The sequence below is a fragment of the Streptomyces sp. NPDC019224 genome (genome assembly GCF_040632605.1).
In the GTDB taxonomy this organism is placed as follows: domain Bacteria; phylum Actinomycetota; class Actinomycetes; order Streptomycetales; family Streptomycetaceae; genus Streptomyces.
This window is the reverse complement of record NZ_JBEYCF010000008.1, coordinates 104505-123800: the sequence shown is the minus strand read 5'-3', so window position 1 is coordinate 123800 and position 19296 is coordinate 104505. Positions and strand designations below refer to the sequence as shown.

Sequence of the window (19296 nt, the reverse complement as noted above, 5' to 3'; positions counted from 1 at the left end):
GCGGACAGGGAACCGGCCCGGCCGCCGCTGACGCGGAGCCGGGCCGGTGAGCGGTCACCCTCAGACGTTGACGCCGTAGTCCTTTGCGATACCCGCCAGGCCGGAGGCGTACCCCTGGCCGACCGCACGGAACTTCCACTCGCCACCGTGCCGGTACAGCTCGCCGAACACCATCGCGGTCTCCGTCGACGCGTCCTCACTGAGGTCGTACCGGGCGAGCTCCACACCGTTGGCCTGGTTCACGACGCGGATGAACGCGTTGCGCACCTGGCCGAAACTCTGCCCCCGGCTCTGCGCGTCATGGATGGAGACCGGGAAGACTATCTTCGCGACCTCGGCGGGGACCGTCGAGAGGTTCACGTTGATGGACTCGTCGTCGCCGTCGCCCTCACCCGTCAGGTTGTCCCCGGTGTGCTGGACGGAGCCGTCCGGGCTGGTGAGGTTGTTGTAGAAGACGAAGTGCAGGTCCGAGACGACCTTGCCGGCCTCCGTGCACAGCAGCGCGCTGGCGTCGAGGTCGTGGTCGGCGCCCGTCGTCGTTCGTACGTCCCAGCCCAGGCCGACCGTCACCGCGGTCAGGCCGGGCGCCTCCTTCGACAAGGAGACGTTGCCGCCCTTGGCCAGGGTCACACCCATGAACTTCCTCCAATGATCCAGTGGTTCACCGACCGGTGCTCGCGCGTTCCCGGCGGGTGATGGTCCGGCCGTCGCGCGGAACGAACGGCGGCTGTGCCCCACTCTTCAGGAATCACGAGGATTTTCCCAGGGCGCGGACAGTGTCCGGCCCGATTGCTCGGCGGGTGGACGGGGAAGACGCTCGTTCCTCCGTCGTCTCCCGGTTTCTTCCGGTCAATGTTTCCGATGACCCTGTGGGGACAGGGGATCGGATCGACGATGGTGAAGTGCGGTGGGGCATGAGACCACCGCACTTCACGACCAGAAATACCGCACAACCGCACGACCGTGCGGGCGCCGCAGGAAGGCCGCCCCGCGCGGTAGCCGTACGAACGGGGTGGCCCATGACAAGCAGGAACAGAGCGACAGGAGCAGGCGGGAGGGGAAGCCGTCTGAGGCGGACGATGGTGTCCACCCTGTCCTTCCTCGTCCTGCTGGTCGCCGGGGTGGGCTGGGGGTACCTGAAACTGACCGGCAGCATCGACACGTTCAGCGCCGACGGCGTCTCCGGTGACCGGCCGCCCGGCTCGTCCGGCGGGCAGAACGTCCTCGTCATCGGGTCGGACACCCGCTCGGGGAACAACAAAGGACTCGGCGGCCGAACGGGAGCGGTCGGCCGCTCGGACACCGTGCTCCTTCTTCACGTCTACGCCGACCGTAAACATGCCGTGGCCGTATCCGTCCCCCGCGACGCCATGGTGGACATCCCCGCCTGCCGGAAGCCCGACGGCAGTTGGACGACGCCGCAGCATCACAGTCAGTTCAACGGGGCGTTCTCGGTGGGGGAGACCGCCGAGGGCAATCCGGCCTGCACCCAGAACACCGTCGAGCAGCTGACCGGACTGCGCGTCGATCACACGGTCGTCATCGACTTCGCCGGGTTCTCCGCGCTGACCTCGGCCGTCGGCGGAGTGCCGGTGTGTGTGCCACAGGACGTGTACCAGCGCGATCTGAACCCGAAGCGCACAACCCGGGGCTCCCTGGTCTTCGCGAAGGGCCCGCAGACGGTTTCCGGACAGCGTGCTCTCGACTACGTACGGCTGCGGCACGGCATCGGTGACGGCTCCGACATGGGGCGGATCAAGAGGCAGCAGGCATTCGTCGCCTCGTTGGTGAAGAAGGTCAAGTCCCGTGGCATGGACCCAGCCACGCTGCTGCCGCTGGCCGACGCCGCGACCGAAGCGATGACCGTCGACCCGGGGCTCGGATCGGCTGACAAGCTGCTCTCCTTCGCCCTGTCGATGAAGAACATCGATCTGCACAACACCAAGTTCGTCACCGTGCCCTGGCGCTACGAGGGCGAGCGCGTCGCCGTCGTGGAGCCGGACGCGGACGCGCTATGGGCCGCCCTGAAGGCCGACCGTCCCCTCGACGGCAAAACGAAGGCCGGGGCGCCCCCCGAGGCTTCGCAGTCCCCCGTCTCGGGTACGGGCATCGAGGTCGCCGTCTACAACGGCACCACGGTGTCCGGGCTTGCGGCCAGGGCCGCCGGGGTCCTGCGCGCACACGGCTTCACCGTCACCGGCACGGCCACCGCACAGGATCAGACCCGCTCCGAAACCGTCGTCGTCCACGGCCCCGGTCTGCAGGAGGAGGCCCGCACGACAGCAAGGCTCTTCCCGGACGCACGGATCACCGAGTCCGCCGGCGCCGGGAGCGGAATCCAGGTCACCGTCGGACAGGATTACGCGGACGAGCCGTCGGCCGCACCGAACACCGCCTCCACCACACCGGCGCAGGGAGTTCCGGCCGGCATCGCCGACGAGGCCCGTTCGGCGGACGACGACCCGTGCGAGAACCTCTCCTACGGCTGAGGCCGGCGATCGCTTCCGGCCCGGTGGCGTGAGCGGGGTGCTTGCCCGTACGTGACCTGTGCGCAAGGCTTGCACACGAGCGAGGCACGGGGAACGCGTGAACGGGGAGGAAACAGAATGGCGCTGGACAGGGGACTCGACTGGCTCCTTGACGATCTCACCAACCGGGTGGAGCACATACGGCACGCCTTGGTGCTGTCGAATGACGGTCTGGTGACCGGTGCGAGCACCGGACTGGCCCGCGAGGACGCCGAACATCTGGCGGCCGTCTCGTCCGGGCTGCACAGTCTGGCTCGCGGGTCGGGGCGTCACTTCCGCGCCGGCAAGGCCCGGCAGACCATGGTGGAGTTCGACGAGGCACTGCTCTTCGTGACGGCGGCGGGGGAAGGCAGTTGTCTGTGTGTGCTGAGTGAGGCGGAGTCGGACGTCGGTCAGGTGGCGTACGAGATGACGCTTCTGGTCAACCGGGTGGGAAAACACCTGGGTGTGGACTCGCGACAGGACGGGAGCGGGGGATTCAACCGGCTCTGACGGGATCGAGAGGAACTGCCGCCGCCGGGTCCGTGGAGTTATCCACAGGCTTGGCGGCGGTGGACTTTCCCGAGCTACTCTGATCGCGGAGAGTAATCACGACTCGCGGGGGAGTTGCATCATGTCGACGACGAAAGCACTTGCGGGCAGGGGATTTGGGGCCGAAGTGCACATGGAAGAGGTGTCAGGGCTCGATACCGTGCGTGACAACCTTGCGTCCACGGTCGCTGCGAGCCGCGCTGCGACGGAACTCGAACTCAAACGGAGGGAGTTCGACCTCGCGGTATACCTGGGGGCGGTCAGGGTGAGGAGTGGACCGGGCGGCCGACCCAGGGTCCACCGCGAGGAGATCGCGCGTCTGCGGGCCCAGGACGGTTTTCCCGGCAAGCTCCGCGAACGGGTGCGCACGGTGGGGACGGCGGAGGGTGCCCGGTTGCTCGGGATCAGCCCGGTTCGTTTCACCAGGCTGGCCCGGGCCGGGTGCCTCACACCCGTCGCGTTCTACCTCAACCGCTATCGGGCGGTCGTATGGGTCTATCTCGCCCAAGAGGTCGAGGGGTTGGCAGCCCTGTCACCGGAGTTGTTGGTGGACAACAGTCCGCCCTGGATGCGCAGGCGGCTGGCGGCCGGGGGTGACTGGCGCCCGCGCAACTGGCGCTCGCGCCGGATCGAGCGCCTGCTGGCGCTCACCGAGGACCCCTGGGTGCGCGCGGCGATCGTGGCGCAGGGCCTGGACCCGGCCCAGCTGGCGGAGGTGGTGGACGACCCCTACGAGCGGGCCCACTTCGGCAGGGTCGGGCCGGAAGCCGTATTCGGCCGAAGGGGATCGGCTGTCGGGCGTGAAGCCATGGCCCGGCTGATGCCCGCGGACGAACCGGACGAGATCCTCTGGCGCCGGATCAGCCTGATCGCGGAGCTGGACGCCGCCCGCGAGATGCGGCCGGCACCACGCCCCGGCGACGAGATGCGGGCGGGGCCGGACGGGGCGCCTGCCTTGGCTGCGGCCTCGGCGCGGCCGCCTGCGCCGGGCCGGTCGGCGGGGCCCGGCGAGCCGGTGGAGGCCTGCCAGGAGGCGTCTGGATCGCTCAGTGCACCCGAGGCGGTGGCCGGAGTACGGGACGTTTCGGCTGTGCCCGGCAGCCTTGCGGCGATGCCCACATCCACGGGGCGCTCCGGGCCGGGCGACCCCGTCCGGCCGCCCGTTCCCGGCAGTCCCGCCGCGCCACCCGCGCCCGCGCGTCGCCCCCGCCCCGGGGGTGCGCCGGGGCTGCTGGCCCGGCTGCGGTCACGGGCGGCCGAGGCGATGGGGCTTCGCAGGGCCCGGCGCGGTGCGGCACCTCACGCAATGCCGCACGCGGCGTCTCACGCAATGCCTCACGCGGTCTCCCGGGCGGCACGTCCCGGCGGGCGCCGGAAGGGGAGGGCCGGGAGCCGTTCGTTCGCCGGGTGGGGTGGAGGGCCCGGGCGTGGCGGTGCGGGGCGCCTCAGATAACCGTTGGTGGCGCCGGGCCGGGCCGGGCATTCTGTGCGCCATGTTGATCAGGGAAGCCACCCCCGGGGACTGGCCCGCCATCTGGCCGTTCTTCCACGAAATCGTCGCCGCCGGCGAGACCTTCACCTACCCGCTCGATCTCCAGGAGGCCGACGCCGCCGACTGGTGGCTCCTGAAGCCGCCGAACCGGACCGTGATCGCGGTCGCCGACGACGGGACCGTCCTCGGCACGGCGAAAATGAACAAGAACCACATGGGCAACGGATCGCACATCGCCAGTGCCAGTTACATGGTCGACTCCCGGCATGCCGGGCAGGGTGTTGGGCGGGCCCTGTGCGAGTACACCATCGACTGGGCGCGCACGGCCGGGTACCGGGCCATGCAGTTCAACGCGGTGGTGGAGACCAATACAGCGGCGGTCAGGCTGTACGAGGCGCTCGGCTTCGAGATCCTGGGCACGCTGCCCGAGGGGTTCGACCACCCGGCCAAGGGCTTCGTGGGACTGCACATCATGCACCGCAGGCTCTGACCGTGTGGCGAAGGCGCCACCTCCGCGGGCCGGACGGTGAAGCCGCCAACCGGCCGGCACTGTCCGGCGCCAGGCACTCACTTCACGCCACTGCCCGGTCGGCGCCCGGTGCCGGCCAATGTCCGGCATGCCCCAACCGGCGGCGATGTGGGGGCTGTTGTGACACGGAATCGGTTGTGGGGCGGGTGCACGCGTCGAGGGAGCGGGCAGTACTGTGCGCTGCACCGCCCATTCGGGCGCGAAACATCTGCGGAGGAAAAGAATCCATGACCATACCCAGGAGATCGTGGCGCGTTGCGGGGACTCTCGCCGCCGCCGCGATGGTCGGCCTGTCCGGCGCGGTCCTCACCGCCGGTCCGGCCGCAGCTCACACCCCCACCTGGGACGTGACCTGTGACGAAGTGAACCTGCACCTCACCCAGTACAACGCCGGCGTCACCAACGAGGTGACCGTCACCGTCGACGGCAAGGACCTGCTGCCGACGGAGAAGTTCGGCGGGGATTTCGAGAAGACGATCGCCCTGCCGGAGCACGACCAGCCCTTGACGGTGCATCTGGTCGTCAAGGCCGGTGACGGCGAGGACTACTCGAAGAATGACACCAAGCAGGCGCCGGTCTGCGAGGAGAGCGCGCCGTCGACGCCCACGCCCCCTCCGGCCGAGACGAAGCCGTCCGAGACGCCGGCCACCGCGTCTCCCAGCCCGGCCGGCACGCCGAGCGAGTCCGCTTCGCCGGCTGCGCCCGCCGCAGCCACGCCGAGCCCCAGCTCGCCGGATCTGGCCGAGACCGGTTCCTCGTCCGCCACGCCGATCATCGGGGGCGCGGCCGTTGCCGTGCTGCTGGCCGGCGGCGGCATCATGTGGTCGGTACGCAAGCGCCGTACCGCGCAGCACTGACGTAGTCGGCCCGCCCGGATGCGTACAGCGTCCGGAGAGGCAGGGGGGTGTACGGTCACGCACGGCGTGGCGGTGCGCCCCTTGCCGCTGCTGTACCCCTCACCGCCGCTCTCGCGCTCAGATTTCGCACCAGACCGCCTTTCCTCCCCTCGGGGTTCGATGCCCCCGTGCGGCGACGGCGTCCAGCAGGAGCAGTCCGCGCCCCGAGGTCGCGGTCTCGCCCGGTGACCGGCGGCGGGGCCCCGCCCTGGAGCGGTCCTGCGCCGAGAGCCGCACCCGGCGTACCGGCTCGGGCAGCACCTCCAGGGTGAGGACGGCACCGCCCTCCGTGTGCAGCAGCACGTTCACCAGGAGCTCCCCGGTCATCAGCTCGGCGTCGTCGGCGAGTTCGGCCATGTCCCAGTCGGTCAGGGCCTGGCGCACGATGGTCCGGCCCTCGGGCAGCCCCTCCGGGTCGGCCTGGTGGATGTACTGGTGCAACCTCGGTTCCCGGGGCGATCCGGGGGCCGGGCTGCGGCGCAGTACCAACAGCGCGACGTCGTCACCGGAGCCCCAGCGCTCCCACAGTCGGTCCGACAGATGGTCGGCCAACGCCTCGGCGTCCGCCGGTCCCGCGCTGACCTCGGTGATGAGGGTGCGCACCCCCGCGTCGATGTCGCCGCCCGGCTCCTTCACAAGCCCATCGGTGTACAGGGCCAGAGTCTCACCCGGCACCAGATCGAGCCGGGTCTCCTGGTACTCCTCGTCGTCGAAGTCGGTCGAGATGCCCAGCGGCAGGCCGCCACGCACCCGCGGGCTGTCCACCCGGCCGTCCACGTGCCGGATCAGCGGCCCGAAGTGGCCGGCTCGTACGACCCGCACGGTCCGGTCTCCAGGTCGACCTGGGCGTACGCGCACGTGGCGAACCGGTCCGTGTCCAGTTCGGCGAGGAACCGGGAGGCCCGGGCCAGTACCGTCGAGGGTGGATGCCCCTCGGCGGCATAGGCGCGCAGCGCGATCCGGAGCCGGCCCATGATCGCCGCCGCACGCGTGTCATGCCCCTGGAAGTCGCCCACCACGATCCCGACGCGGTTCTTCGGCAGGGAGATCACGTCGTACCAGTCACCGCCGACCTGGCGCCCGCTCCACGCCGCGTGGTAGCGGACGGCGATCTCGCCGCCCACGATGTCGAGGATGTGGCGCGGCAGCATCGTGGACTGGAGCCCCGCGGCGAACTCGCGTTCCTCGTCGAACAGCTTGGCCCGTTGCAGGGGCTGGACGACGATCGCGGCAAGCCCAGGCACAGATTGCGCTCGTCGGCCGTGAACGCGCTGTCCTGGCGGTAGAAGAGGGCCAGTCCGCCGAGCGTGCGGCCCTGGGCGACGAGCGGCAGATAGGCCGCCGCCTGGAACCCGAGCCCTCCCGCGTGCGGCTCCAGCACCGGCTAGCGCCGCCAGGGAGCCGACGAACCGGGGGCGTCCGCTGAGGACGGTGCGGCCAGCGGGAATTCCGGATCGAGACGGACCGGACTCAGATCGTCCAGGCCCTCCAGGCAGTCGCCGCTCAGTGCGATGACGTTCAGCGCCGCGTTGTCCAGCAGCCCGACCACGAGCCCGTCCGCGCCAGCCCGCCGGGACCGGTCAGGGCGGCGGTCCCATCGTCCACCGTCACCGCGCGCGACGTGGACGAAAGGCAGTCGTCGTGCGTTCAACTATGTTGGTTTGGCGGCGGCGCTTTTCCAGTTCCAGCACGAAGGCCGAAGGGGTGACCTCGGCCGTCGCGGCCCGCACCAGGCCGATCACCCGGCGCGCCTTCAGGGCCGCACTGCGCAGGATGCGCCCCTGGACATGTGTCCACTGATCCCGGCCGTCAGCGAGCGGAATCCAGAAGTGGACGCTGTACGAGCTGTCGCCGCCCTTGAAAGCCTCGTCCGTCGCCGCATCCAGGCGGGCCCGCTCCTCCGGCTCCAGCAGCTCCGCCAGCGACTCCGGACGAGCGTCGAACGAGGCCGGCTCCAGGCCGAAGACCAGCAGGCCCGCCTCGTCGATGTCCAGCGTCCGGGCATCGAGGGCCCACTCGAAACCGCCGGCCCGGTTCAGGGCAAGCTGTTCCGCCGTACCGGGCCCACCGGCGGGTGTCCGGCCCTCCGGCCGGCCTGGCGGGCCGGGGACGACCGGCGGCCGGTTCTGGTCGGTCATGCCAGCTCCGAGGATCGTCCGGCGTGTCCGCCGTCCGGCGTGCCTCAATTGTCCGGCCGGTCCCGCACGCCTGCCACAGCGGCCCCGCGCCGCACGCCACCCCCCGGTCCCCGCCCCACAGGGCGCCGCGCACAATGTCAGCGGAAGATCGTCCCCCGCCGGTGGACGGTACGGCACCAGGGCTGACCGGAGCGCACGCATGAACCACGAGGACCCCGTCCTGCTGCACACCGAAGGACGCGTCCGCCGCCTCACGCTCAACCGGCCCCGCGCCCTGAACGCGCTGAACCACGCCATGGTACGGCTCATGGCCGACGCGCTCGACGCGGCGGCGAGCGACGACACCGTCGTCTCCGTGCTGCTCACCGGCGCGGGGGAGCGCGGTCTGTGCGCGGGCGGCGACATCCGCGCGGTCCGCGACGACGCCCTGGCGGGGGGCAGCGCCTCACTGGACTTCTGGCGGGACGAGTACCGGCTCAACGCACGGATCGCCCGTTTCCCCAAGCCGTACGTCGCTCTGATGGACGGCATCGTGATGGGCGGCGGGGTCGGGGTCTCCTCCCACGGCTCCGTCCGGATCGTCACGGAACGCTCCCGCATCGCCATGCCGGAGACCGGAATCGGATTCGTCCCGGACGTCGGCGGAACGTATCTGCTGGGGGCCGCGCCCGGCGAACTCGGTACGCACCTGGCACTCACCGGCGAGTCGGTCGGCGCGGCCGACGCACTGCTCTGCGGACTCGCCGACCACTTCGTGCCCGCCGATGGCCTCGCCGCCCTCGTCGCCGCCCTGGCCGACTGCGCCAACCCCGAGGCCGTCACCGCGGCAGTCGAGCAGCACGCCCGCCCCGCCCCCGGTGGTGTGCTCGCCGCCCACCGCGGCTGGATCGACTCCTGCTACGCGGCGGACACGGTCGAGGAGATCGTCGACCGCCTCGCCGGCCACGGGGACCCCGCCGCCAAGCAGGCCGCGGCGACCATCCTCGCCAAGGCACCCACCTCGCTCAAGGTGACGCTCGAAGCCGTGCGCCGGGCACGCCGCATCGGCGGTCTCGAAGCGGTCCTTGACCAGGAGTACCGCGTCTCGACCGCCGCCTTCGCCGGACCCGACCTGGTGGAAGGGGTGCGCGCCCAGATCGTGGACAAGGACCGCGACCCCCGCTGGCACCCGGCGGAACTCTCCCAGGTCACCGACGAGGACGTGGCCCGGCACTTCGCGCCGCTCGGTGACCGCGAACTCGGCCTCGCACCGCTGTCGGAGGCCGGCTGAGGCCCGGCGGCCACCGAGGCGTCCGGGAGCGGTGCCCTGAACGCCTCAGGGGCCGCCGCCCGGCGGACTCGACCGGAGCGAGTCGACCAGTTCGAAGAGGCGGGTCTCGTTGCCCGAGAACCCCGCGCTCCGGAGCGCGCCGTCGGCCTCCTCCATCGGCGAGGTGAGCAACGGCAGATACAGCGGGGCGTCCTCCGGGTCGGAGAGGGCCGCCCGGGTCGCCTGCAGTAGACGGACATACGCCTGCGCCGCGGCGAGTTCGTCCTTGCGCATCTCAGCATCTCCAGGTCAGAGGTGTGGGGCCCCACCAGCATCCCCCATGGGTCTGACAGCGTCCGTCGGCGAGGGGTGCGGCACAGTGCCTATCGGCCGTCCGGCCGACGCGCACCCGTCGGCGGCTCGACCTCCAGGAACCGGCGGCCGCGCGGCCCCCGGTACAGCAACACGGGCCAGCCCGACTCCCGCAGGGCCGCCGCGCAGCGGGACAGCTCGTCCTCCTCCTCGTACGCCGCCCCGCTGCCGGGTGGACCGAGCCACTCCACCCGCACCGTGCCCGGTGAGGACCCGGCCGCCACCCGGTAACCCTTCTGCGTACGGCCTCCTGACGGGCCGACGGCCGAGGCGGGCAACCCGGCGGCCTCCAGGACCAGGGCCACGGCCCTTACCGGACGGTGCAGTTCCCAGGGCGCGGGCACCGACTCCGGGTCGGCCCGGCCGCCGTTCGCCAGGCGCCTGATCTGCAGCAGCCCGGCGAACGCCGATTGGACCGAAGCGGCGCGGGCCGGCGCCTCCCCCGGGGCCGTCGGGCCGTCCCCGGTTGCCGGTTCGAACCCGCTCTCCTGCTCGCCGTCCATCCGCAACCCCTTCGTCCCGTCGCCGTACCGCACTGCTGTCAGTGTGCGCCGTCCCACCGACAACGGCGGACCGGACAGGAGACGCGGGGGCCGCACGCGAAGCCGATAGGCTCCGGTGCTGTTCACGAACACCGCGCCCGAAGGATCCACGCACCGTGCCAGACAACGATCGAGCCTCCGACGTCGACAGCCTGCACGGAGGCGACCGGGCCCACAGCACCGCCCCCCGGAGCGCGGACGACCGGGCCGCCCTGCGTGCCGACTGCGGCAACTGCTTCGCCCTGTGCTGTGTCGCGCTGACCCTGACGCGCTCCGCCGACTTCGCCGTCAACAAGGCAGCGGGCACGCCCTGCCGGAACCTCCGGGACGACTTCCGCTGCGGCATCCACTCCCGGCTGCGTACCGACGGCTTTCCCGGCTGCACCGTCTACGACTGCTTCGGGGCCGGCCAGAAGGTCTCGGTGGAGATCTTCGGCCGCCGGGACTGGCGCGGCGCCCCGGAGACCGCCCAGCAGATGTTCCAGGTCTTCCCGGTCGTCCGGCAGCTCCACGAACTGCTCTGGTATCTCACGGAGGCGGCCGCCCTGACTCCGGCGCGTCCCCTGCGCGGCGAGGTACGGCGGACCCTCGAAGCGACCGAAGCCCTCACGCGCCTGGACGCCTCCGCCCTGGCGGACCTGGACGTGGCGGCACACCGGGGCGAGGTCGCCGGGCTGCTGGGGCGCGTGAGCGCACTCGTCCGCGCCACGGCCCCGGGGCGAAAGAAGCGCAACCACCGCGGCGGCGACCTCATCGGCGCCCGGCTGAGGGGTACCGATCTGCGGGGCGCCGATCTGCGCGGCGCCTACCTCATCGCGGCGGACCTCAGCGGCGCCGACCTGCGCCTGGCTGACCTCATCGGCGCGGACTTCCGGGACGCGGATCTGTCGGGCGCCGACCTGACCGGGGCGCTCTTCCTGACACAGGCCCAGGTGAACGCCGCCAAGGGGAACGGCACCACCAGGCTCCCGTCGTCGCTCGACCGCCCCACGCACTGGGAGAAGTGACCCGTCAGGCGCCGGGGGCCTCCAGCACCGCCTTGAGGCGTTCGAGCGTGGTGCGGATGTTGCGGCGCTGGAACGCGGCGAAGGTGTGCCCTCGAGTGGCCAGCCGGTCGAAGGCGTTCGCCACGGCGTCGGGCCAGGCGCGCCGGTCGTCGGTCCAGGTCTCCGTGACCCGGGTGCCACCCTCCACCGCCTCGAAGCGGTACTCCCACGTGGCGATGGGACCGCGCAGCAACGGCCGTCGCGCGCCGATCGCGTGGACCCGGAACGCGAACCGCCGGCCCGGATCGGCCGCTGTCACCGTGCACCGCGTCGTCCAGCTCACCGGCCCCCGCTTGTTGCGGCCGTCGAAGACCATGCCGACGTATGCAGCCCGGCGTACCCCCAGCACCCGCGCTCCCAGGTTCTCCGGACTCCAGCGGCCCATCGACGTGGGGTCGCTCAGCCTGGCGTACACCTCCAGCGGTCCGGCGTGCACGACGATGCTGTCCGAGACGGACATGGTGCGGGGCATGGAGCACTTCCGTTCCGCGGCCGGCTGCGGTCACCAGCGGGCGTCGGGCCGGCCGCCCGGCCGACGGGCTCCCGCCCCCACACCTTACTGACCGGTCACATAGGATCCGGAAGCGGGGAGTGACGCATCCGGCAGCCGGAACCAGAACGCCCCGCGGCCGTGGTTCGTTGCACAGACGTCGCATCCGGACCACGACGAAGACCGACCGAGGAGCCCGCACATGCCCAGCCGTACCGACCCCAGCCGTACCGAGCCCGGCACCGCAGACCGCACCCGGCTCATCGAACGGCTGATGGAGCAGTTCCCGCACGTGCCGCGGGAGGCCGTCATCAAGGAGGACCTGCTGCGCGGCGGCCTGGCCTTCGACGAGTCCGCGCTCAGCGACAACGAGGACGGTGACGTCAAGCCCAAGTCGTACTTCATCTTCTCCTTCGACCACGGCACCCTGCCCGAGCTGGGAGCGGCCGCGCTGCGCCGCCCGCCGGAGGAGATCGTGCTCACCGGCGGCCCGTACGAGTTGCGCCGCACCGTCGTCTCGGTGCGCGTGAACCCCGCGTCCCCGTACCGCGTCGCGGCGGACGAGGACGGGATGCTCGGGCTCTACCTCGACGGCAGGCGGATCTCCGACGTGGGTCTGCCTCCCATGCCGGACTACTACCGGCACACGCTGGCCAACGGGAAGTCCGTGATGGAGGTCGCCCCGACCATTCAGTGGGGTTACCTCGTCTACCTCACCGTTTTCCGCGTCTGCCAGTACTTCGGCGCGAAGGAGGAGTGCCAGTACTGCGACATCAACCACAACTGGCGCCAGCACAAGGCGGCGGGCCGCCCGTACACCGGCGTGAAGCCCGTCGAGGAGGTCCTGGAGGCGCTGGAGATCATCGACCGGTACGACACGGCGAAGACCTCCACCGCGTACACGCTGACCGGTGGTGCCATCACCTCGCACATCGGCGGAAAGGACGAGGCGGACTTCTACGGCCAGTACGCCAAGGCCATCGAGGAGCGTTTCCCGGGCCGCTGGATCGGGAAGGTCGTCGCCCAGGCCCTGCCCAAGGCCGACGTCCAGCGCTTCCACGACTACGGCGTGAAGATCTACCACCCCAATTACGAGGTGTGGGACCGCCGGCTGTTCGAGCTGTACTGCCCCGGCAAGGAGCGCTACGTCGGCCGCGACGAGTGGCACCGCCGCATCCTGGACTCCGCCGATGTCTTCGGCGCCCGCAACGTCATCCCCAACTTCGTGGCCGGCGTGGAGATGGCCGAGCCGTTCGGCTTCACCACGGTGAAGGAAGCCATCGACTCGACCACCGAGGGCCTGCGCTTCTTCATGTCCCACGGCATCACCCCGCGCTTCACCACCTGGTGCCCGGAGCCGACGACCCCGCTCGGCAGGACCAACCCGGACGGGGCGCCGCTGGAGTACCACATCCGGCTGCTGGAGTCCTACCGGGCGACGATGGAGGAGTTCGGGCTCAGCTCGCCCCCCGGTTACGGTCCGCCCGGCGCCGGCAACGCCGTGTTCTCCGTCAGTTCCTTCATGGACAGCCTGCCGGCCGACCCGGAGGACGCTCCCGAAGCGGGATGAGAGCGGGGCGCGCGGTTACGCCTCCGCGGAGAGCTCGCACACCGGGCGGGCGAAGCCCCGCACCGCGCGCGCCACTTGCGCGTGTGTGCCGGAGCGTGCGCCCCGGCACACACGCGCATCCGTGCTTCCGGCGGGGGTGGAACATGGGCAGGAGGGGAAGGTAAGCGGAACAGAGCAGCCCATTTGTAAAGGCGGTGCCCATGCTGCACGGTGTCGATGTCAGCTCCCACCAGTCCTCGTTCGACACGGACGGACTGGACTTCGTCTTCATCAAGGCGACCGAGGGCCGTTCGTACGTCAATCCCCGCCTGACCGAACAGACGAAACGGGCCCGCGACGCCGACTGCGTCGTCGGCTTCTACCACTTCCTGTGGCCCGGGAACATCACGGCGCAGGCCGAGTACTTCCTCAGCAAGGCGCCCGAGAAGGCCGGTGACCTGCTCGCCGTCGACTGGGAACAGAGCGGCGAAGGCACCCACGCGAGCAACGCCGAGAAGGACCGCTTCATCCGCGAGGTCAAACGCCTGCGGCCGCATCATCGCGTCCTGCTCTACTGCAACCGCTACTTCTGGCTGAACCACGACACCACGTCGTACGCCGGGGACGGGCTCTGGATCGCCGACTACGTGAAGGCGGGAAAGCCACGTATCAAGGCGTCCTGGCGCATCCACCAGTACACCGACCAGCCGCTCGACAAGGACGTCGCCGACTTCTCCTCGCGTTCCGCCATGCGCGCCTGGGCGCGGAAGTGACCGCGGCACGCCCCGGCCGGTACGACCGCAACCCGACGAGGTTCCCCTCCGGCTCCCCCCTATGGACGGTGCGCGGCCCCGGCCCCTCCGAAGGCCGGTGCGCCGCCACTGGTCCGTACGGCTCCGATCGGCGCCGGCGGTACGGCGTCGTAGAAGCGGAAGCCCTCGGCGAACCGGCCGACCGGCAGGCGGGGACGGAGCGCGTTCACGGCGACTCCTTCAGTAGGTGCGCACCCATCATGGGGGCAGTCCTACGATGTGCCCGATGAACGAGACCCCACCCAGCCTTCTGGGACTCACGACCTACCTCATGACCAAGACCGGCAAGACGGCGCGCGGCCGGCTCGCGGACCGGCTGGCCGAACGCGGGCTGCGACTCTGGCACATGGCGGTCCTGGCCGCCCTGGCCGACTTCGGCCCGCATGTACAGCGGGAACTCGCTTCGAGGCTCTCGATCGACCGCAGCGACGTCGTGAAGATCGTGGACGGGCTCGGTGCGGCCGGCCTGGTGGAGCGGGCTCGTGACACCGCCGACCGGCGACGCGTCACGGTCACCGTCACCCCGGCGGGCCGAGCTCTGCTGGAGAGCCTCAAGTCCGAGGCGCTGGCCGTGCAGGAGGATGTCCTGGCGCCGTTGAACGCCCGTGAACGCGCCCAGCTGACCGCCCTGTTGCTCCGCGTGCACGACGGAGCGCGCGAGACCGCGCAGGCGCGGGCCGGTCGCGAGGCGGCTCGGCGCGCCGGGTGCGGCAGACTTCTCCGGTGACCACACCCGCGGCCCAGCCGCCTCGTGACCGCGCGCTCGGGCGCGGTATCTCCACCCTCATCCCGCAGACGGCACCCGCCACACCTGCCGAACAGGCGGCTGCGGTACTGGCGGCCATGCAGTCCGTCCCGGTACGCATCGGCGTGCTCCAAGCGGCTGTGGTGCTGCTGGAGGAGCGGGTGCGCGCCACGGGCGACGAAGCGGAACGGGCCGCGGCGGCGACCACCGTGGCCCTGCTCCGCAGCGCCATCGGCCAGGCCGACCGACCGTCTCCGTGACCACCTGAGGTGAATTCCCTTCGCACGGCCGCTTGAAGTGAGCCATTCTGATCACCGCTCCCGCCTCGGGGGCGGTGGGTGAAGGGAAGTCGGAACACGTTGCTGAACACCGGTGTGTACGAGACGGCATCCGGACGGGTACGTGGACGCGCCCCGGCCGGAGACGTCGTCGCCGTCCTCGGAATTCCCTATGCCGAGCCGCCGTTCGGCGAGAACCGCTTCCGGGCCCCCCGCCCGCGCGCCCCGTGGTCCGGCGTCCGCGACTGCACGGAGTTCGGCCCGGTCCCGCCGCAGTCGGCCGAACTGCCGGGCACCCCGTCCTGGTCGCCCGGCGACGAGGACGTGCTGAGCCTCAACGTCTGGACGCCCGCCGCCGCATCCGGTCCGCTGCCCGTGCTGGTCTGGATCCACGGCGGCGCCTACACCTTCGGGTCGAGCGCGCAGCCGGACTTCGACGGGACGGTGTTGGCCCGCACCGGCCTCGTCGTGGTCACCCTGAACTACCGCCTCGGCTTCGAGGGCTTCGGTCATGTCCCGGCCGACGGCCCGGACGACACCTGCCCGCCCAACCGCGGACTCCTCGACCAGATCGCCGCACTGGAGTGGGTCCGCGACAACATCGCCGCGTTCGGGGGAGCACCGGACGACGTCACCGTGGCCGGACAGTCGGCAGGAGCCACGTCCGCGGTCTGCCTGATGGTGATGGACGGCGGTCGGGGCCTCTTCCGGCGGGTGATCGCGCACAGCGCGGTCGGCCCCTGCTTCGCCCCGGAACTCGCCGAACGGGTCACGGCGCGAGTGGCCGCCCGCGCGGGGATTCCCGCGACCAGGGCCGCGCTGGCCGGGGCTTCTCCGCAGGCGCTGGTCCGGGCCTCCGACACGGTCCTCGAGGGCTACCGCCAGGACCCCGATTCCGGCCGGTTGCACTGGGACCCGGTCATCTACGGACCGGTCGCCGACGGGCACCTCCTGCCCGACGATCCGCTGCACCTGATCACCTCCAAAACCGCCCGGGACGTCGACCTCCTCGTCTGCCACACGACCGAGGAGTACTGGCTGATGGACGCCGTCGGCAGCAGCGCCGATGTCCCCACGGACGACCGGCTGCACGGCTTCGCGGCCGACTTCGGCCTGCCGGAGCCGCTCATCGAGGGGTACCGCGCGCTCATGCCCGGCGCCGGGGCGTACGACGTCCACCTCGCCGTGTACGGGGACCTGCTGTTCGGTGAGTACAGCAGTCGGCTCGCCGGGGCCCACGCGGCGGCGGGCGGCCGCGCCTTCCTGTCCCGGTTCGACCGCAGGAGCGGCGGGGCGCGTGCCTGGCACTGCGCGGACGTGCCATTCGCTTTCGGCAATGTGGACGACGAGAGCATCCGGTTCCTCATCGGCGGCGCCGCGCCGACGGCCGGGGACCGGGCCCTCGCGGAGCGGATGACCGCGGCCTGGGCCGGGTTCGCGGCCACCGGTGAGCCGGGCTGGGAGCAGGGCGGCGCCGAAATCAGGGTGTGGGGGACACCGGACCGCGCGTCCGCCTTTGGGCACTGGCGGGACAGCGACGCGGTCCGCGCCCTGTGGGCCGCGTACACCTACTGTCCCGCCCGGCCCTGACGCGGCGCCCCCGGGGTTCACATCGGGGGCAGCCGCAGCGGCCCCCGGCCCTCGCGGACCTTCCCGACATGCCGCAGCTCGCCCACGGGCTTCCCGTCCGGGTCCGTGGTCACCAGCACCGCCCGGTCGCCCAGGCACGACTTCTCCCCGTCGGGCTCCTCGCAGTAGAGGACATAGCCCGTGAGCCGGTCGACGGTGCCCGGCTCCAGGACCCAGACCCCGTCGTAGTCGCTCACCTGCACGCGGGGGTGAGCCGTCCGGAGCCGGTCCTTGACGGCGCCGTGGACGGCAGCGGCGAACTTCTGCCGTTCCTCGAAAGGAGGGACGATCCGGGCGCTGCCCGAGGACGGGTCCACGTGCCCGTCCGTCGCGGTGTACCCGGCGACGTAGTAGGCGTGCGAACTCAGGGCCCCGAGCAGCGGGGTCGCGCTCAGGCGCATGGCCGTCGGCTGCGACTTCCTTCCCGCCGGCCTGCCCCTGGCGACGGACGGGGAGACCAGGTTGACCGATGCGCCTCGCACCTCGGCCCCGTTCGTCCCGCCGGCCGCCTCCTTCCACCGCCGGGCACACGACCCGACCTCCTTGAGCAGGGCGGACACGGTGGCGTTGGTGGGGGAGGCGGCGATCCAGGGCGCCCCGGTCGAAGGATCGACGGCGATCACCTCGTGGCCGCAGCGCCGGAACGCGTCGACGAGGACCCGCAGCGCCGCCGCTTCCCGCCGTCCCCGCTTCACGGCCTCGTCCATCACCCCCCGGCAGTCATGGGTGTTGCAGGTGCCGGCGTCGGCGTTCACGCGCATCCGGACCACGGCGTCGGGGTTGTCGTTCATCGCGAAGACGATCTCCGAACCGCTCGCGTGCGGGACCAGTGTGTGTGTCTCGATCACGCGGAGGACGCCGGGGTAGTAGGTGTCGGCCAGCTTCTCGGCGTACTTGCGGTCCTCCTTCGTGGTCACCACTCCGCACCCCGCCAGGGCCAGCGCGAGCGCGCATGCCAGCGCGCCGGCCACCCCGGCGCCGGTTCCGCGTCTTCTCGAGGATCCGCTCATCTCCGCCCCGCCCCCTGTCCCGCGTTCCGACCCGCCCGTGCCCGGGCCTGCTCGTTCATCTGATGTGACAGTAGGACGCGGCCCGGCGCGGGGGATGAGTACGGCTACTCAGCGGCCGGCCCGTACGAGCGCCCATGGAATTGGCATGGACCTGCTAAGGATTCTTCCGCTACAGTCCGGAACGGCATACTCTGAGAGCGCTCTCAAGGAGTCGCCTCGGACGCCTGCTGTTCCTCCCCCACCCAGCCGGAACAACAGAAGGGCCAAGACCTTGAGACGCACCACAGCCTTGAGGACCGCACTGTCCGCCGTACTTCTCCTCGGAGCCTGGGCGGGCGCCGGCCTCCCCTCCGCATCCGCAGCGGACACCCCCACCGCCTCCTCCCGGACCGCGCCGGCCTCCGACGGTCTGCTCGCCGCCATGCAGAAGGACCTCGGCCTGACGGAGGTCCAGGCGAGGGCGCGGCTCTCCGCGGAGAAGACCGCCACCGCACTGCAGCCGAAGGCGCGCCGCGCCGCCGGGACCTCCTACGGCGGCTCCTGGTTCGACCCGGCGACCGGTGACCTCACCGTCGCCGTCACCGACACCGAGCAGGCCGCGGCGGTACGGGCCACGGGCGCCGCCGTACGGATGGTGACCCACACCGCGCAACGCCTCGACTCGGTCAAGGCGAAGCTCGACAGGCTCGACGCCCCCGCCGGCGTCAGCAGCTGGCACGTCGACCCCCGCGCCAACAAGGTCGTCATCGACGTCCTCGCTTCCCGGCGTTCCGACAACGATGTCCGGGCCTTCGTGCAGAAGGCCCGCGAGGCCGGGCCCGTCATCGTCGAGCAGACCGCGGAAGCGCCGCGCACCTTCTCTGCCGGGACCGTGGGCGGCGACCCGTACTACACGGGCAACGCACGGTGCTCCATCGGCTTCTCGGTCCACGGTGGCTTCGTCACGGCTGGGCACTGCGGCCGGGCGGGGGCCGGGGTCAGCGGCTGGGACGGCTCCGCGATCGGCAGCTTCCAGGGCTCGTCCTTCCCCGGTGACGACTACGCGTGGGTCAGCGTCGGCAACGGCTGGTGGACGGTCCCCGTCGTCCTCGGCTGGGGCACCGTCTCCGACCAGCTCGTCCGCGGTTCGAACGTGGCCCCCATCGGCGCCTCGATCTGCCGCTCGGGCTCCACCTCGCACTGGCACTGCGGCCATGTGCTCGCCACCAACGAGACGGTGAACTACAGCGCCGGCGCGGTGTACCAGATGACCAGGACCAGCGTCTGCGCCGAGCCGGGCGACTCCGGCGGCTCCTTCATCAGCGGCGACCAGGCCCAGGGCGTCACCTCCGGCGGATGGGGCGACTGCAGCTCCGGCGGTGAGACCTGGCACCAGCCGGTCAACGAGATCCTGAACCGGTACGGGCTCACGCTCCACACCGCCTGACCGAGTCCCGCGCAACCCGGGGCCTGCCGAGCGG

At 71.4% G+C, this 19296-nt stretch carries 18 protein-coding genes and 2 pseudogenes; 13 read left to right on the top strand and 7 right to left on the bottom strand.

What is annotated here, in order from left to right; translation table 11 throughout:
* Nucleotides 1-60 precede the first annotated feature (60 nt).
* Nucleotides 61-636: a TerD family protein gene (locus tag ABZ564_RS07750; protein ID WP_360851173.1), complete on the bottom strand. Its 576-nt coding sequence runs from the start codon at nucleotides 634-636 to the stop codon at nucleotides 61-63.
* Nucleotides 637-1082: 446 nt separating this feature from the next.
* Between ABZ564_RS07750 and ABZ564_RS07745 the strand changes: the two genes are divergently transcribed.
* The 5 genes and pseudogenes from ABZ564_RS07745 to ABZ564_RS07725 all read left to right on the top strand — a co-directional run bounded on the left by ABZ564_RS07745 (nucleotide 1083) and on the right by ABZ564_RS07725 (nucleotide 5937).
* On the top strand, nucleotides 1083-2489 hold the full coding sequence (locus ABZ564_RS07745; protein WP_360851317.1) for an LCP family protein: 1407 nt from the start codon (nucleotides 1083-1085) through the stop codon (nucleotides 2487-2489).
* Between the two features lie 117 nt (nucleotides 2490-2606).
* Nucleotides 2607-3020, top strand: a complete 414-nt coding sequence (locus tag ABZ564_RS07740; protein WP_360851170.1) for a roadblock/LC7 domain-containing protein — start codon at nucleotides 2607-2609, stop codon at nucleotides 3018-3020.
* A gap of 172 nt (nucleotides 3021-3192) precedes the next feature.
* Nucleotides 3193-3981: pseudogene (locus tag ABZ564_RS07735) on the top strand (DUF6397 family protein); the annotation flags it as partial.
* Between the two features lie 571 nt (nucleotides 3982-4552).
* Nucleotides 4553-5041, top strand: a complete 489-nt coding sequence (locus ABZ564_RS07730; RefSeq protein WP_360851167.1) for a GNAT family N-acetyltransferase — start codon at nucleotides 4553-4555, stop codon at nucleotides 5039-5041.
* A 266-nt stretch (nucleotides 5042-5307) separates the two neighbouring features.
* Complete coding sequence (locus ABZ564_RS07725; RefSeq protein ID WP_360851163.1) at nucleotides 5308-5937, top strand: LAETG motif-containing sortase-dependent surface protein; 630 nt, start codon at nucleotides 5308-5310, stop codon at nucleotides 5935-5937.
* A gap of 117 nt (nucleotides 5938-6054) precedes the next feature.
* Here ABZ564_RS07725 and ABZ564_RS07720 read toward each other — a convergent pair.
* Nucleotides 6055-8114: pseudogene (locus ABZ564_RS07720) on the bottom strand (SpoIIE family protein phosphatase).
* A gap of 199 nt (nucleotides 8115-8313) precedes the next feature.
* Here ABZ564_RS07720 and ABZ564_RS07715 point away from each other — a divergent pair.
* Complete coding sequence (locus ABZ564_RS07715) at nucleotides 8314-9384, top strand: enoyl-CoA hydratase/isomerase family protein (RefSeq protein WP_360851160.1); 1071 nt, start codon at nucleotides 8314-8316, stop codon at nucleotides 9382-9384.
* A 45-nt stretch (nucleotides 9385-9429) separates the two neighbouring features.
* On the opposite strand, the gene ABZ564_RS07710 is transcribed toward ABZ564_RS07715, so the two are convergent.
* Nucleotides 9430-9657 (bottom strand): hypothetical protein, encoded by a 228-nt coding sequence (locus tag ABZ564_RS07710; protein ID WP_360851157.1) that lies wholly within the window; start codon nucleotides 9655-9657, stop codon nucleotides 9430-9432.
* An 89-nt stretch (nucleotides 9658-9746) separates the two neighbouring features.
* On the bottom strand, nucleotides 9747-10238 hold the full coding sequence (locus ABZ564_RS07705) for a hypothetical protein (protein WP_360851314.1): 492 nt from the start codon (nucleotides 10236-10238) through the stop codon (nucleotides 9747-9749).
* Nucleotides 10239-10429: 191 nt separating this feature from the next.
* On the opposite strand from ABZ564_RS07705, the gene ABZ564_RS07700 reads away from it, so the two are divergent.
* Complete coding sequence (locus tag ABZ564_RS07700; protein WP_360851311.1) at nucleotides 10430-11284, top strand: pentapeptide repeat-containing protein; 855 nt, start codon at nucleotides 10430-10432, stop codon at nucleotides 11282-11284.
* 4 nt (nucleotides 11285-11288) lie between these two features.
* On the opposite strand, the gene ABZ564_RS07695 is transcribed toward ABZ564_RS07700, so the two are convergent.
* The gene (locus ABZ564_RS07695) at nucleotides 11289-11795 is read right to left on the bottom strand and encodes an SRPBCC family protein (protein ID WP_360851154.1); all 507 of its coding nucleotides are present in this window, start codon (nucleotides 11793-11795) and stop codon (nucleotides 11289-11291) included.
* A 220-nt stretch (nucleotides 11796-12015) separates the two neighbouring features.
* Between ABZ564_RS07695 and ABZ564_RS07690 the strand changes: the two genes are divergently transcribed.
* Nucleotides 12016-13383, top strand: a complete 1368-nt coding sequence (locus tag ABZ564_RS07690; RefSeq protein ID WP_360851151.1) for a radical SAM protein — start codon at nucleotides 12016-12018, stop codon at nucleotides 13381-13383.
* 200 nt (nucleotides 13384-13583) lie between these two features.
* Nucleotides 13584-14135: a glycoside hydrolase family 25 protein gene (locus ABZ564_RS07685; RefSeq protein WP_360851148.1), complete on the top strand. Its 552-nt coding sequence runs from the start codon at nucleotides 13584-13586 to the stop codon at nucleotides 14133-14135.
* Between the two features lie 59 nt (nucleotides 14136-14194).
* On the opposite strand, the gene ABZ564_RS07680 is transcribed toward ABZ564_RS07685, so the two are convergent.
* Nucleotides 14195-14344 (bottom strand): hypothetical protein, encoded by a 150-nt coding sequence (locus ABZ564_RS07680; protein WP_360851145.1) that lies wholly within the window; start codon nucleotides 14342-14344, stop codon nucleotides 14195-14197.
* 56 nt (nucleotides 14345-14400) lie between these two features.
* On the opposite strand from ABZ564_RS07680, the gene ABZ564_RS07675 reads away from it, so the two are divergent.
* The 3 genes from ABZ564_RS07675 to ABZ564_RS07665 all read left to right on the top strand — a co-directional run bounded on the left by ABZ564_RS07675 (nucleotide 14401) and on the right by ABZ564_RS07665 (nucleotide 16787).
* Nucleotides 14401-14901 (top strand): MarR family winged helix-turn-helix transcriptional regulator, encoded by a 501-nt coding sequence (locus ABZ564_RS07675; RefSeq protein ID WP_360851142.1) that lies wholly within the window; start codon nucleotides 14401-14403, stop codon nucleotides 14899-14901.
* Complete coding sequence (locus ABZ564_RS07670) at nucleotides 14898-15179, top strand: hypothetical protein (protein ID WP_360851139.1); 282 nt, start codon at nucleotides 14898-14900, stop codon at nucleotides 15177-15179. The genes ABZ564_RS07675 and ABZ564_RS07670 overlap by 4 nt, the downstream gene beginning before the upstream one ends.
* A gap of 99 nt (nucleotides 15180-15278) precedes the next feature.
* Entirely contained in the window at nucleotides 15279-16787 is a 1509-nt protein-coding gene (locus tag ABZ564_RS07665) for a carboxylesterase family protein (protein ID WP_360851136.1), read from the top strand.
* Between the two features lie 17 nt (nucleotides 16788-16804).
* Here the strand turns inward: ABZ564_RS07665 and ABZ564_RS07660 are convergent, their stop codons facing one another.
* Complete coding sequence (locus tag ABZ564_RS07660) at nucleotides 16805-17797, bottom strand: hypothetical protein (protein WP_360851308.1); 993 nt, start codon at nucleotides 17795-17797, stop codon at nucleotides 16805-16807.
* 310 nt (nucleotides 17798-18107) lie between these two features.
* On the opposite strand from ABZ564_RS07660, the gene ABZ564_RS07655 reads away from it, so the two are divergent.
* On the top strand, nucleotides 18108-19262 hold the full coding sequence (locus tag ABZ564_RS07655; protein WP_360851133.1) for a S1 family peptidase: 1155 nt from the start codon (nucleotides 18108-18110) through the stop codon (nucleotides 19260-19262).
* Nucleotides 19263-19296 lie beyond the last annotated feature (34 nt).

What these genes read in the sequence shown, in the direction of transcription:
- ABZ564_RS07725 (WP_360851163.1), top strand. Translation starts at nt 5,308, where the DNA reads ATGACCATACCCAGGAGATCGTGGCGCGTTGCGGGGACTCTCGCCGCC.
- ABZ564_RS07690 (WP_360851151.1), top strand. Translation starts at nt 12,016, where the DNA reads ATGCCCAGCCGTACCGACCCCAGCCGTACCGAGCCCGGCACCGCAGAC.
- ABZ564_RS07740 (WP_360851170.1), top strand. Translation starts at nt 2,607, where the DNA reads ATGGCGCTGGACAGGGGACTCGACTGGCTCCTTGACGATCTCACCAAC.
- ABZ564_RS07730 (WP_360851167.1), top strand. Translation starts at nt 4,553, where the DNA reads ATGTTGATCAGGGAAGCCACCCCCGGGGACTGGCCCGCCATCTGGCCG.
- ABZ564_RS07750 (WP_360851173.1), bottom strand. Translation starts at nt 636, where the DNA reads ATGGGTGTGACCCTGGCCAAGGGCGGCAACGTCTCCTTGTCGAAGGAG.
- ABZ564_RS07675 (WP_360851142.1), top strand. Translation starts at nt 14,401, where the DNA reads ATGAACGAGACCCCACCCAGCCTTCTGGGACTCACGACCTACCTCATG.
- ABZ564_RS07705 (WP_360851314.1), bottom strand. Translation starts at nt 10,238, where the DNA reads ATGGACGGCGAGCAGGAGAGCGGGTTCGAACCGGCAACCGGGGACGGC.
- ABZ564_RS07715 (WP_360851160.1), top strand. Translation starts at nt 8,314, where the DNA reads ATGAACCACGAGGACCCCGTCCTGCTGCACACCGAAGGACGCGTCCGC.
- ABZ564_RS07685 (WP_360851148.1), top strand. Translation starts at nt 13,584, where the DNA reads ATGCTGCACGGTGTCGATGTCAGCTCCCACCAGTCCTCGTTCGACACG.
- ABZ564_RS07695 (WP_360851154.1), bottom strand. Translation starts at nt 11,795, where the DNA reads ATGCCCCGCACCATGTCCGTCTCGGACAGCATCGTCGTGCACGCCGGA.
- ABZ564_RS07710 (WP_360851157.1), bottom strand. Translation starts at nt 9,657, where the DNA reads ATGCGCAAGGACGAACTCGCCGCGGCGCAGGCGTATGTCCGTCTACTG.